The sequence below is a fragment of the Facklamia languida CCUG 37842 genome, from assembly GCF_000245795.1.
Taxonomy (GTDB): Bacteria; Bacillota; Bacilli; order Lactobacillales; family Aerococcaceae; genus Facklamia; species Facklamia languida.
In genome coordinates this window covers 454,585-467,598 of sequence record NZ_JH601133.1, presented here as the reverse complement: position 1 = coordinate 467,598, position 13,014 = coordinate 454,585, and the positions used below count along the sequence as shown (strand labels likewise).

General features: G+C 41.8%; 10 protein-coding genes, 1 pseudogene and 1 other annotated feature. Of the genes and pseudogenes, 10 read left to right on the top strand and 1 reads right to left on the bottom strand.

Translation table 11 applies throughout. The features are described from left to right. Positions 1 to 119: 119 nt before the first annotated feature. From HMPREF9708_RS02170 to thrS, 10 genes are all read left to right on the top strand, one after another. Positions 120 to 518: a GtrA family protein gene (locus tag HMPREF9708_RS02170; RefSeq protein WP_006308415.1), complete on the top strand. Its 399-nt coding sequence runs from the start codon at positions 120 to 122 to the stop codon at positions 516 to 518. Beyond that, complete coding sequence (gene pgfS / locus HMPREF9708_RS02165) at positions 518 to 1,456, top strand: glycosyltransferase PgfS (RefSeq protein WP_006308414.1); 939 nt, start codon at positions 518 to 520, stop codon at positions 1,454 to 1,456. Before HMPREF9708_RS02170 ends, pgfS begins: the two co-directional genes overlap by 1 nt. Next, positions 1,456 to 4,113 carry a YfhO family protein gene (locus HMPREF9708_RS02160; RefSeq protein WP_006308413.1) on the top strand — a complete coding sequence of 886 codons (2,658 nt, stop codon included), beginning with the start codon at positions 1,456 to 1,458 and terminating at the stop codon, positions 4,111 to 4,113. Before pgfS ends, HMPREF9708_RS02160 begins: the two co-directional genes overlap by 1 nt. A gap of 2 nt (positions 4,114 to 4,115) precedes the next feature. After that, positions 4,116 to 6,089 (top strand): DUF2079 domain-containing protein, encoded by a 1,974-nt coding sequence (locus HMPREF9708_RS02155; RefSeq protein ID WP_006308412.1) that lies wholly within the window; start codon positions 4,116 to 4,118, stop codon positions 6,087 to 6,089. 97 nt (positions 6,090 to 6,186) lie between these two features. Then, positions 6,187 to 7,026, top strand: a complete 840-nt coding sequence (gene mutM, locus HMPREF9708_RS02150; RefSeq protein WP_006308411.1) for a DNA-formamidopyrimidine glycosylase — start codon at positions 6,187 to 6,189, stop codon at positions 7,024 to 7,026. Next, positions 7,023 to 7,616 (top strand): dephospho-CoA kinase, encoded by a 594-nt coding sequence (coaE, locus tag HMPREF9708_RS02145; protein ID WP_006308410.1) that lies wholly within the window; start codon positions 7,023 to 7,025, stop codon positions 7,614 to 7,616. Before mutM ends, coaE begins: the two co-directional genes overlap by 4 nt. A gap of 36 nt (positions 7,617 to 7,652) precedes the next feature. Then, a complete protein-coding gene (gene nrdR, locus HMPREF9708_RS02140; protein ID WP_006308409.1) occupies positions 7,653 to 8,144 on the top strand; it encodes a transcriptional regulator NrdR in 492 nt (163 codons plus the stop codon). After that, a complete protein-coding gene (locus tag HMPREF9708_RS02135; RefSeq protein WP_006308408.1) occupies positions 8,128 to 9,582 on the top strand; it encodes a DnaD domain protein in 1,455 nt (484 codons plus the stop codon). The genes nrdR and HMPREF9708_RS02135 overlap by 17 nt, the downstream gene beginning before the upstream one ends. Further along, positions 9,554 to 10,480 carry a primosomal protein DnaI gene (gene dnaI / locus HMPREF9708_RS02130; RefSeq protein ID WP_006308407.1) on the top strand — a complete coding sequence of 309 codons (927 nt, stop codon included), beginning with the start codon at positions 9,554 to 9,556 and terminating at the stop codon, positions 10,478 to 10,480. Before HMPREF9708_RS02135 ends, dnaI begins: the two co-directional genes overlap by 29 nt. Before the next feature lie 47 nt (positions 10,481 to 10,527). Then, positions 10,528 to 10,742, top strand: a binding site (T-box leader). 52 nt (positions 10,743 to 10,794) lie between these two features. After that, positions 10,795 to 12,738, top strand: coding sequence for a threonine--tRNA ligase (gene thrS, locus HMPREF9708_RS02125; RefSeq protein WP_006308406.1), 1,944 nt, complete (start codon positions 10,795 to 10,797; stop codon positions 12,736 to 12,738). On the opposite strand, the pseudogene HMPREF9708_RS08500 reads toward thrS, so the two are convergent. Further along, positions 12,720 to 12,971, bottom strand: a pseudogene (locus tag HMPREF9708_RS08500) (transposase); the annotation flags it as partial. The gene thrS and the pseudogene HMPREF9708_RS08500 overlap by 19 nt on opposite strands. Positions 12,972 to 13,014 lie beyond the last annotated feature (43 nt).

Sequence of the window (13,014 nt, the reverse complement as noted above, 5' to 3'; positions counted from 1 at the left end):
CTTCCGCTTGGGTGTCGCCAGAATATTAGTCTTCTCTATGACTTTGTACGAAATATTCATGAATTCTACAAGGAGTTTAGCTATAATTTAAGAGTAAAACTAAGTTAAGGAAGTTTAAAATGAGTCAATTAATCAATCAACTTGTTCGCTTTGTCTTCGTTGGAGGCACAGCCACCCTGTTAGATATGGGAATTCTCTATCTCTTGAATTATCAGTTTGGGATCAACCATTTTATCGCTGCTACCTGCGCATTTGTGCTGGCTACTTTCTATAATTATGAATTGAGTATGCGATTTGTTTTTTTGAATAAAAACAAACAAGCTAAGAAGACGCATGAAATGATTGCATTTTTTATCTTGAGTATTGTGGGTCTGTTGCTCACACTCTTAGGCTTGTTAATCCTAGTCGACTGGTTAAGGCTTGATGTGATGTTAGCCAAGGTGATTGTTGGTGTTTTTGTCATGACATTCAACTTCATTTCCCGAAAAATATATTTCGAAGGTCAGGAGGAAGGATAATGAAGGTAACAATACTCGTGCCATTCTTCAATGAAGAAGAGATGATTGTAAAAACCCATCAAGCTATTATGGCTGCCATTCAACCCTTGTCCCATTATGAGTTTGAATTGTTGTATGTTGATGATGGGTCAACGGATCAGACATTAGACTTAATGCGAGAGATTGCAGGTGGGAATTCAGAAGTGCATTACCTATCTTTTTCTCGTAATTTCGGTAAAGAAGCAGGGATGCTAGCGGGACTTGAACATGCTAGTGGCGACTGCGTTATTATCATGGACGGTGATTTACAAAATCCTCCCTATCTTATTCACGAGATGCTCGCTAAGTTTGAAGAAGGCTACGATGTGGTAAATGCCAAAAGAACCCGTGAGGGAGATAAAAGGTCCACTCGTTTATTTGCCCAAGCTTTTTATCAAGTTGCAAATCGGTTGATGGATGTGCAATTAACAGATGGGATTTCAGACTTTCGCTTGCTTTCTAGACAGGCGGTCGATGCCATTGTCTCCTTGCAGGAATATAACCGTTTTTCAAAAGGGATTTTCTCCTGGATCGGTTTTAAGGAAACGGTGATCGATTATCCGAATGAACAAAGGGAGGCCGGACAGACGAAGTGGTCTTTTAAGAAGTCATTAAATTATGGCTTAGATGGGATATTATCTTTTTCAAACAAGCCTTTGCGAATGATATTTATTTTAGGCATGGTCTGTATTGCCATAGCGGTGCTTTATCTGCTTTGGCTGTTCATTAATTATCTAAGACACCCAGATTTAGCTGTATCGGGCTACTTCACCACTATTTTTTCTGTGGTCCTCTTTGGTGGGGTCCAGCTTGTTTCAATTGGGGTCTTGGGTGAATATATAGGAAAAATATTCTATGAGGTTAAAAGACGGCCGCATTACTTGATCAAGGAAAGTAATTTTAAGAAGAGAGGTAAATAATGAAGAAAAGACAGTTGATTTACTCAATGAGTGCCTTTTGCCCATTGGTCATCCTGGTCATCGTTTGGTATTTTAACCACTATTTTCCTTTTGGAAGCCAATCCTTCTTGGCCATAGATTTTAACCAACAGTTTATTGACCTTTATCTTTTTATGCGCAATAGCCTTCATTCAGGCGACTTGAATAGCTTGTTTTATTCTTTTACGAAGAGTTTGGGTGGGAACATGGTGGGTGCCTGGGCCTATTATCTTTTGAGTCCCTTTAATTTGTTTTATTTGATCGTCCCTTTGAAATACATCTCTTATGCTATCTTTTTATCTGTTTGGCTGAGATATGCAGCAATTGGTCTTTCAATGGCTTATTATTTGATCAAGCGACATCAAGGGGAATCCTACCCAATCCGAACCATAATATTAGCGGTCGCCTATGCGCTGAATGGTTTTGCTGTATCTTATCAGATGGTTCCCATTTTTATGGATGCCTTGTGGCTCCTGCCAATCTTGCTTGTGGCACTTGAAGAGTTCCTAGATGGCCAAAGGGGCTATCGTTATGTTCTATTGCTCGCATTAACGATGATCATCCAATATTACATGGGTTACATGGTTTGCCTCTTTGTTTTCTTCTATACTTTTTACTACCTCGTGGTCCATTATGGCGACCATGACCTAGCTAGTTTTTTAAAGATTAGCTTACGGAAGGTGCTTTATCTAGGAGTATTATCCCTGCTTGGAATTGGCTTAACCTCTTTTATTCTCTTGCCGAATATCCATAACCTACTAGCATCTAAAGGGGCTTTGAGTTCAGGAATGGAATTTGCTTGGGAATTTCAGATTAATCCTTTAGATATTTTAGCTAAATTGATGATCGGATCATTTGATAATAATGGCTGGTCTGCAGGGCCAAATCTTCCTAATATTTACATGGGATCCTTAGGTTTAATCGGCTTAGTTTTCTATTATTTATCAGACAAAATTAAAAGACGGAATAAAATTGCTAGTACTTTCATGCTGCTGATTTTCTTCTTATCCATTAGTCATGAATGGACCAGTAAGATTTGGCATATGGGGCAAAATCCAGCAGGCTTCTTTTACCGCTTTTCATGGATCTTGATCTTTTTTGTGCTAACGTTAGCCTTTCAGGGGTTAAAAGATTGTAAGGTTGAAAGTTGGAAGGTCTTTGTCATGATGGCCCTAACCTGTCTGGTCCAGGCCGTTATCCTGCCAAAGGAGTATAGTTTTTTAAGTCCTGAACAAAGGCAAGCTTCTGCCTTGTTGGTGGGCTTGATGGTCCTAATCCTATATTTTGTTAAGAGAGGATCCTGGCAATGGTTGATGGTCTTAGCCTTGACCTTCTTTGAGTTGGGTATGAATGCCTTCATTTCTCAAGGAGCGATTAACCATAATAATGCGTATAAGTTCGAGAATGCTTTGAATGTGATCGATGAGGCAGTTGATTTGATACGACCTGACCAGTCAGATTTTTATCGGATATCCAAGACTTTTTATCGGTCTAAGAATGACCCAATGGCCATCAATTACCCTGGCTTGACCACTTTTTCGTCCAGCTTAGAAGCCTCAACTCGTGATCTATTTGAGAATTTAGGCAATTCAGCGATTGATGCATCGATTTATTACTATGGAACTCCCTTAACGGATGCCCTATTTGGTGTCAAATATTACATTGCGAATGAGCCTTTTGAAACGGATCGCCAAGAGGAGATGGACCGAACGTATGTCTTTCCAACAGATGTAACACGTAAAGATATCCTTCAACCGCATAACAAGATGGCTGAAACAGACCGCTTTTCTATTTACAAAGTTTCTCAAACCTTACCCATTGCATTTGCCATCAATCAAGCGGCTGCTCAATTACAGTTAGTCCCTGATCAGCCGATAGCCAACCAGAATGCAATTGCTAAATCCTTAATGTCTCAGAATCAGAATCTTTTTGAAGAGGTGGAGTCAAGTCAGTCTTTCACGAATCTGATCCATGGTGCAACGGAATCTGGTGAACAGATTTATTCTCGCCAAGACTCTACCACGAACGCGCAATTTACTTTGACCTTCACTCCAGAAACGGACGATCCTTATTTTATCAATATTCCTAAGAGCCTTTCGACTTATCAGGATGAAGTTTCGATTCTTGTCAATGGCGAGAAGTTAGACTATCGGTCGAAATTTGGCAGTGATCAGATCTTTAATATCGCTCATCAGCAAAAGGGTCAGAGAATTGACTTAACACTGGAGATTAAGGCAGATAGACAGTTTAACTTGACCCAATTGAAGGTCTTTCGCTTTGATCAAGAACAATTAACGAATTTGGTCACTCAGTTAAAAGATGCCAGCATGAGGGTGGAACGCTGGGGGTCTAATTTTGTTAAGGGATCAATTACTGCCCATGACGCGTCTTGGATATTTACCTCGATCCCCTTTGATGAGGGCTGGCGGGTAAAAGTAGATGGCAAAGAGGTGGAAACCCATGCGATCTGGGATGCGCTCTTAGGCTTCCAAGTCCAACCAGGAGACCATCAGATTGAAATGGTATTTAAACCCAAAGGGTTAACTGTTGGAATCCTCCTCTCTCTTTTTGCGGGGATCAGCTTAATCGGTTTATTCTTTCTTAATCAACGCTATCCTCGGAAGGATAAGGTGCGTTAGCTATGAAATTGACAAAAATTGACCACCATAACTTGATATATGGGGCCGTTATTGCTTATTTATTGACTAGCATTTTGTTGCTCTTAAGAAATAATCAGTTCGGCCATTTCCTGCAATTGGACCAAAGCCTAGCACCCATTAAAGTGGCTTTCTTATGGATCGGGTGTTGGGCTTTTGTCCTAGTTGTAAACCGTGTCTTTAAACTAAATGATTGGCAGGAAGACCAGCTACTGGTTGCCTTGAATAGTTATTTGTTGCTGATAGCCAATCAATCGAGAAGTTCAATGATCATTCTAGGCTGTGGTTTAATTTCTTTTACCTGCCTTCATCTGTATATTGTGAATTATCATAAGGGCTATCGATTTGCCTTTTTGGTCTTGGTTCTATATGGACTATGCTTACTAAGATTAATAAAGACTCACTATTCGCAAGCTCAATTAGGCAAGTTTGCTTGGGAGCCGTCGCTAATGGATGGCCAACTTTTTCAAACCTTTTGCCTTGTATTAATCGGACTGATGATCTGGATGATCCTTTCTCGATACTTGTTTAGTTTTCGACCATTGAACCGATCCTTACCTTGGATTTTGCTGGTGGTTTCCTTGGTTCACATCCTGATTCTATATGGCTTTATGTTTGTACGAATTAAGACTTTTCGAGCCCCAACTTTTGATATGGGGATTTTTACCCAAATGTTTCATTCCATGATCAAGGGACAAGGTCCTGTGACAACGCTCGAGCGAGATCGTTTGTTATCCCATTTTGCCGTTCATTTATCCCCAATCCACTATGTATTATGGCCAGTTTTTCACCTCTTCCCGAATGGTTTGACCTTAGAAGTGAGTCAGGTGATCATTTGTCTATCTGGATTAGGGCCTCTTTATTTAATTTTGAAAGAGTATGGTTTTCTTTCAAGTCAACGCTTAGCCTTCTTAGCAGCCTATCTTTGGTTGCCGACTCTCAATTCAGGCTATTTTTATGACTATCATGAGAATTGCTTTCTGGCTCCTTTAATTCTTTGGGTATTCTACTTTTTATTAACGGATCGCCCTATTTGGGGTGTCTTGGCGAGTGGTTTGCTCTTAATCGTCAAGGAAGATGCCGCCATTTATTTAGTGACCCTGGGTTTATTCTTTTTATTTGAAAAACAAAGGAAATCCAGTAGGCTTCGACTTATTTGCTTACAAATTATCCTACCAATCCTTTATTTTTTAGCGGCCGTATTCTGGTTGAATCAAGCAGGGGAGGGGGCCATGACAAGTCGTTTTGCGAATTTTATGTTGGCTAACCAATCAGGCTTGACTGATGCCTTAATCAACGCTGTTAGCCAACCAGCTTATACTCTGACCAGTATTATGACGCCTTCCAAGCTTACTTATTGTTTGATTATTTTGGCTAGTCAGGCAGGGTTACCCCTTCTGCAAAGAAGATGGCATGTATTCATCCTGGCTTTACCCTTGTTCGTGATTAACCTGTTGAGTGATTGGATTTATCAGGTGGATGTTTTCAAGCAATATCATTTCGGGTCAACGACCCTGATCTTCCTGATGTCTGTTATAGCTTATAAAGAGCTAAGAAAAAGTTGGCAACCCTCTTTTATTCGAGGCATGCTTGCCATGTCTTTGACCTTCACCCTCGTTTTGTTCAATCAAAAGAGTGAATGGTTTAAGGACTACTGGTTAAATCGTAGCAGCTACCAGGAAAGTCACCAAGTGCTTGCGGCACTTCCAAAAGATCAACCGATCTTAGCCAGCTATCAATATACGACTCCTCTTGCTGAAGCAGACGCCCTTTATGACTTGTTTTATCATAATCAAGGAGAAGTTGATAATTCCATTCGCTATCTCATTTACGACCAATCCATCCTGGCGGAGTCCCCTCAAGATCAAGAGAGACAGACAATCCATAAGTATCAGCAAGCGGGCTATCGGGAAATGATCAGGACTGAAGGAGGACTTGTCGTACTCACTAGCGAGTAAGAATTATGGTTATAATGGAGGAAAACCTTTGAAATCCTAATCGCTGACCCAGGTGAATGGCGATTAGTCGGATAAAAATGAAAAGGAGTGTTATTTGATGCCAGAGCTACCAGAAGTGGAGTCGGTCAAGATCGGATTAAATCAACTGGTTCTCGGACAAGAGATTGACCGTGTTCAAGTTGATTGGCCAAGAATTATCGTAGGAGATCTTCAAACCTTTATTAACAGACTCTCAGGGCAAAAAATTATCAATGTCGATCGCAGGGGCAAGTACCTTCTCTTTATTTTGAGTGATTGGGTCTTGATTTCCCATCTAAGAATGGAAGGGAAATATTTATACAAGACAGGGGAAGATCTATCTGACCACCAGAATAGACATGTCCATGTTACTTTCTTTATGAGGGATGGGAGTACCCTCTTATATCATGATGTTAGGAAATTCGGTCGGATGCAATTGATTACACCCGACCAATTAGATCATTATTTTGAAGCTAAGGGACTGGGGCCGGAGCCTACCGTTGAAGACTTTGATATTAGCGTATTTGCTTCCAAACTCGGTAAAACCCATCGCCCGATTAAGCCGGTCTTACTCGATCAAAAGCTTGTGGCGGGTATCGGAAATATCTATGCTGATGAAATTTTATTTCGGGCCGGTATTCATCCCAATACCCCTTGCGATCATTTAAATCCTGATCAGATTAAAGCTCTCCACCAAAGCATTCTTGAAGTTATTCATCAAGCTGTGGCGTCTGGAGGATCAACGATTCGAACTTATCGGAATTCTTTAGGGCAAGCCGGTAAATTTCAGCAAGCACTCCAAGTTTATGGAAAGGAAGGACAGGCTTGTCCTCGATGTGGCAGCAGGATCTGTAAGATAAAGTTAGCGCAACGTGGAACCCACTTCTGCCCAAATTGTCAGGAGGCGAAGAAGGTATGACTTATGTTGTTGGGATTACAGGGGGAATTGCAACGGGGAAGTCGACCATCGCTAATTATCTAAGAGACCAAGGCTTTAAGGTCCTAGATATGGATCAAATGGCCCATCAAGTTCAGCAACCTCATACTAGGGGGTATAGGGCGATCGTAGATCATTTTGGACCTGAAATCTTGAATGACCAAGGACAAATTGATCGTAAGGCACTGGGAAGGATCGTCTTTAGTAATCCGGATGCACTTGAATGGCTTAATCAACTTATCCATCCGCTTGTTTTTCAGGCCCTTGAAGACCAGATTCAAATGACGACTGACCCCTTTCTTTTTGTTGAAGTACCTCTTCTCTATGAAACCGGGCGATTGGAATTCTATGACCAAGTTTGGGTTGCCTTTTTACCTTATGCCATTCAAATTCAACGGCTGATGGCCAGGGATCAATTGGATCAAGGGGAGGCACAAGAACGCATTGCCAGTCAACTTCCTACTAAGGACAAGGCAGACCAGGCAGATGTTGTGATATGCACAGCCCATGACTTGAAGCAGACATACTCTCAAATAACAAAAGCGTTACAGGAGCTTCCCAATCCGTTATAATAGGGTAGAGAATATTGTATGAAAGGAGGAACTTTGATGGAATGTCCAAAATGTCATCACCAGCAGTCAAAAGTGATCGATTCAAGACCAGCTGATGATGGGGCTTCAATTAGAAGACGGAGAGAGTGTGTAACGTGTGGGTATCGCTTTAATACCTTTGAGCGCATTGAAAGAACCCCGATTTTAGTTGTTAAACGCGATGGAACACGTGAAGAGTTCAACCCAGACAAATTATTACGCGGGATAGTTAGAGCAGCCGAGAAACGACCAATTTCTCGTGACCAAATGGTCGAACTCGTAGCAAAGGTAGAAAGCCGCTTGATTGAACAAGGTGAGCATGAAGTGGAAAGCAAAGCGATTGGTGAATATGTGATGCCGCTTCTTATGGAGCTGGATGAGGTGGCTTATATACGTTTCGCGAGTGTGTACCGTGAATTTCAATCACGTGAGCGCTTTATTCAAGAGTTGAAAGCTTTGGATAAGCAGGTCATTCAATCAAAGCTAACAAAAGATGGTCCTACAGGTTAATCCCTATCAGCCTTATCAAGTTAAGGTAATACCGTCCTTAGCACCGCTTCAATTGCAGTGTTTGACCCAGCTCTATCAGCCTATCATGGGTGGACAAGCTTTGAGTCTTTATTTAACCTTAGCCAATCAGCCTCTTAATCATGAAGATTGGACTTATCGACAAGTGCATGCTTGGTTGTTACCGACTTTGAATATGGGAATTCAGGATCTGAATGAAGCTAGAATTCGTCTAGAAGGTGTGGGGTTAATGAGGACCTACCGAGATCAGGCATCGCATGATTCCTATCAGCGTCAAACAATTCTCTATGAATTACAAAGTCCGTTGGCGATTGAGCAATTCTTCAACCATCCGCAACTCTCGAGTGCCTTATACCACCAAATCGGTGATGAAGCTTTTTATAAGCTTAATTACCATTGGAAGGATGAAGGAATTGATCAAGAAAAATATCAAGAGATCAGTCAGACTTTTACAAGTGTCTTTAATCAGAAGTCGCTCCATCATGACTTTGGGGACCTGGTCCTAGTGACGAAGGACGTTCAATATAAAGAACAGTACGGTTATCCGGACTCAAATGAGGATCTTGCTTCTTCTTCTTTCAACCAAACACTCTATCGTCAGATATTAGAAACAAATGGTTTTGACCAGGAGCTTTTAAATAAAGCAGTTATACAACAAGTGGTTCACTTAAGTCAATTTTATGATTTAGACGAACAAACCATGGCCCAAGTTACCCAACTCGCACAAAATCCAATCTCCCAACAAGTGGATTTAGATCTTTTGCGAGACTATGCTCAAAAGAACCAGTACTTTACGAAGCAAAGAGGGCAGAAGCACTCACGCATGGAACAAGCTCAGTCGGTCGATAAAGACAAACTAAAAGCTCTATACCCTGACTTGACCGATGACGAGATTGAACTGGTGGGCATTTGCCAGGAACTAGATCCGGAGGCTTTCTTAAGTCAAATGAAGTTAGCTTCCAATGGCTTTGTGAGCTCGAGTGAGAGCTTTTATTTGCGTGATCTGCGCCAACAATCCTCCTTGAAGGATGATGTGATCAATATGTTGATTTATTATCTGATCGGTCTGGAGAGGCAGGCGAACTTTGAAAGAGGACGATCCAACCGCATTGCGAACCAGTGGCAGCAAGCAGGGCTTGAAGATGCTGGAGAGGCTTTAAACTTTTTGCTTCGTCAGAAAAAGGTGAAAGAAAAGTCACCAAATCAGAGCAATAAAAATCGAGGGGCCTGGAAAAAGTCGATTCCTAAACGGCAAGAGGCTCTGCCTTCCTGGATGAATGGAGAAGGCACTCAAGTGGATGAAAGGGTGCCGGTAAGTCCGACAAATCCTGAATCTGTTCATGCGATCAGGCAGCGCTTAAAAGCTTTAATGAATAAGGAGGAAAGTGAACATGAAGACCATCAAGCAAGTGATGAGTGAGATGCAGACCCGCTTCCCCCAAACGGCAAGCGCTCAGGAACAACTTGAGCGAATCATGGCCTACCCACCGATCAAGGCGTTCATTGAAGAACATTCTCATCAACTTTCGAGTCAAATGATTGCTGATAGCCGATCAAAATTAAACGAATATATGCTGGAGAAAGAAGCCATAAATCGGGGTGAGTCGGGACAAAATCCGGGGTTTACTCCTGAGTTGTTTATTAACTATAACTACATTGATGTGACCTATGTTCCGACGGAGGCCTATTTATCTCAAGAAGCGCAACGCAAACGCGATGCCTTAATTGATAATCGCATGATGTCTCGTGATGTCCGGGAGGCTCAATTAGATGAATATGATTTATCTAGCGAAGATCGTCTTGAATTGATGGAAGAAGTAAGTGACTTCTTGGCCCAGGCCAAACAAGATATTAAGGAATGCCGCGGCATTTATTTAACCGGGCCCTTTGGAGTTGGAAAGACCTATCTACTAGGCGCCTTAGCCAATAGTCTGGTAAAACTTGGAATTGCAGTCAAGATGATTCATTATCCAACCTTCGCTCTGGAGATAAAGAGTCTTATTGGACAGAATGACCAATTAAATGAGCGGATCAATCAGACCAAGAAAGTACCGGTATTGATGATTGATGATATTGGGGCTGAATCCAATTCACCCTGGGTGCGTGATGAGGTTTTGGGGGTTATCTTAGAATACCGTATGAAGGAGTCTTTAGTGACTTTCTTTACTTCAAACTTCTCCATAGCAGAATTAGAAATCCACTTAAGTAGTAGTCGTGATTCTGAAGAACCTTTGAAGGCCAAGCGCTTGATGCAAAGAGTCCGATACTTAGCAAAGGAGTACCCACTTAAGGGACGTAATCGTCGTTTTAACCCTTAAGCGATCATGAGTCTTGCATAAAAGGTGAAAAAGTGATTAAATGATCTTATAGAAAATTGAAAAGACAAGGTCTTAAGAAGGTTTTTTAAAGAGAGAGGCTGGTTGGTGTGAAGCCTTAATGCCCCTTATGATCACCCCTTTTCTTTATCTCTGCCGAAAGCTTACGCAATTAAGCAGAGACGTTTCAGGCGTTAACTGGAAGAGAGGTTATTGAGATTTCAATAACAAAGTTGGGTGGAACCGCGTGCTAAACGTCCCATTGGTCCTATGATGGACCAATGGGATTTTTATTTTATAGAAGGAGTTTGATAATAATGATCAAGATTACACTGCCTGATGGCAATGTTAGAGAATATGAGTCAGGTGTAACACCAGATCAGGTGGCAGCCTCAATCTCTAAGTCACTGGCTAAAGCAACCCTGGCCGGCAAATTAGATGGTCAACTCATCGACCATGATCGCCCAATTGAAAAGGATGGGTTACTAGAGATTATTACAGATAAGAGTGAGGAAGCCCTCGATATCATGCGCCACTCGTCTGCCCATTTAATGGCGCATGCCTTGAGTCGCTTGTATCCTGGTATTCATTTTGGAGTCGGACCTGTTATTGACTCCGGCTTCTACTACGATACAGATAAGGAAGAGCCCGTTACCGAAGAGGACTTACCTCTTATCGAAAAAGAAATGAAGAAGATTATAGCAAGTAATTACCCCATTGTGCGTCGGGTCGTTTCACGTGAAGAAGCCCTGGAGCTCTTTAAGGAGGACCCTTATAAGCAAGAACTCATTCGCGATTTGCCGGAAGACGAGGAGATTACAGTCTATCAGCAAGAAGATTTCACTGATTTATGTCGGGGTATTCATGTCCCATCGACAGGTAAGATCAAGATTTTTAAACTTCTTTCCTTAGCTGGAGCTTATTGGCGCGGGAATTCTGATAACAAGATGATGCAAAGAATCTATGGAACAGCTTTTTATAAGCAAGAGGAATTAGATGAGTTTCTACGTTTGCGTCAAGAGGCTAAGGAGCGTGACCACCGTAAATTAGGCAAAGAACTCGATATCTTCATGATTAGTCAAGAGGCGGGGTCTGGCCTACCTTTCTGGCTTCCAAAAGGAGCGACGGTTCGACGGATTATTGAACGCTATATTATGGACAAAGAAATTTCCTTAGGCTATGAGCATGTCTATACTCCAATTATGGCGAAGACCGACCTGTACAAAACATCCGGGCACTGGGATCATTATCAAGAGGATATGTTTCCACCTATGGATATGGGGGATGGAGAGATGTTGGTCCTTCGTCCTATGAATTGTCCTCACCATATGCTTATCTATAAGAATACCATTCACTCTTATCGTGAGTTGCCAATTCGAATTGCTGAGTTGGGTATGATGCATCGCTATGAGAAATCAGGTGCCTTATCCGGTCTTCAGCGCGTGCGTGAAATGACCCTTAATGACGCCCACTTATTTGTCCGACCCGATCAAATTAAGGATGAATTTAAACGTGTCATTAAACTGATCGAAGAGGTTTATAAGGATTTCGGTATTACAGACTATCGTTATCGCCTTTCTTACCGTGATCCCAAGGATACGAAGAAATATTTTGACGATGATGTGATGTGGGAAAAAGCGCAGTCTATGCTCAAAGAAGCCATGGATGATCTTGGCCTAGAATACTTCGAAGCTGAAGGGGAAGCGGCCTTCTACGGACCCAAATTAGATGTTCAATTTAAGACGGCCATTGGCATTGAAGAAACAATGTCAACGGTTCAATTGGACTTCTTATTACCTGAACGTTTTGACTTAACCTATGTTGGTGAAGATGGTCAAAACACCCATCGTCCAGTTGTGATCCACCGGGGTGTCGTATCAACAATGGAACGCTTCGTTGCCTATTTATTGGAGGAGTATAAAGGGGCATTTCCGACTTGGTTAGCTCCTGTGCAAGTGGTCCTATTGCCAGTGAGCCTTGAGGCGCATGGGGATCAAGTAGCGACCATCTATAATACCTTAAAGGAACAAGGCATTCGGGCTGAGATGGACCTGCGAAATGAGAAATTGGGTTATAAGATTCGGTCTGCCCAAACTTCAAAAGTTCCCTATCAATTAGTGATTGGGGATCAAGAAGTGGAAACAGGCACGGTTAATGTGCGACGTTATGGCCAGGACGCTTCCGAATCAATGAAAGTCCAAGATTTTATTGCAGAGATTCGACGCGATATCGCAAATAAGAGTCAGGCGAGTGAGTCATAAAGCTCTCTATCAAGGAGACTGGATGACATCGAAAGAAGACCAAGCAAGGTGAGCTTGCTTGGTCTCTTTTTTTCTTGATACAGATAATTGTGATACAAAAGAATGTGGTTCTTGAAATGGGTATCCTTACGGTAACCATAGGCATTGCGTTTAAGGACTTTAATTTTATTATTAGTCCCCTCGATTGGGCCATTGGTAAAGGTCTGATGGTCGAAGGTGTTGGGAATGTAAGGCTTGATTTTTAAATCTTCTTAACCCTCTATTATATTGGATGCT

Excerpts from the sequence above, each read along its gene's own strand:
- HMPREF9708_RS02170 (WP_006308415.1), top strand. The coding sequence starts at position 120 with ATGAGTCAATTAATCAATCAACTTGTTCGCTTTGTCTTCGTTGGAGGC.
- pgfS (WP_006308414.1), top strand. The coding sequence starts at position 518 with ATGAAGGTAACAATACTCGTGCCATTCTTCAATGAAGAAGAGATGATT.
- HMPREF9708_RS02160 (WP_006308413.1), top strand. The coding sequence starts at position 1,456 with ATGAAGAAAAGACAGTTGATTTACTCAATGAGTGCCTTTTGCCCATTG.
- HMPREF9708_RS02155 (WP_006308412.1), top strand. The coding sequence starts at position 4,116 with ATGAAATTGACAAAAATTGACCACCATAACTTGATATATGGGGCCGTT.
- mutM (WP_006308411.1), top strand. The coding sequence starts at position 6,187 with ATGCCAGAGCTACCAGAAGTGGAGTCGGTCAAGATCGGATTAAATCAA.
- coaE (WP_006308410.1), top strand. The coding sequence starts at position 7,023 with ATGACTTATGTTGTTGGGATTACAGGGGGAATTGCAACGGGGAAGTCG.
- nrdR (WP_006308409.1), top strand. The coding sequence starts at position 7,653 with ATGGAATGTCCAAAATGTCATCACCAGCAGTCAAAAGTGATCGATTCA.
- HMPREF9708_RS02135 (WP_006308408.1), top strand. The coding sequence starts at position 8,128 with ATGGTCCTACAGGTTAATCCCTATCAGCCTTATCAAGTTAAGGTAATA.
- dnaI (WP_006308407.1), top strand. The coding sequence starts at position 9,554 with ATGAAGACCATCAAGCAAGTGATGAGTGAGATGCAGACCCGCTTCCCC.
- thrS (WP_006308406.1), top strand. The coding sequence starts at position 10,795 with ATGATCAAGATTACACTGCCTGATGGCAATGTTAGAGAATATGAGTCA.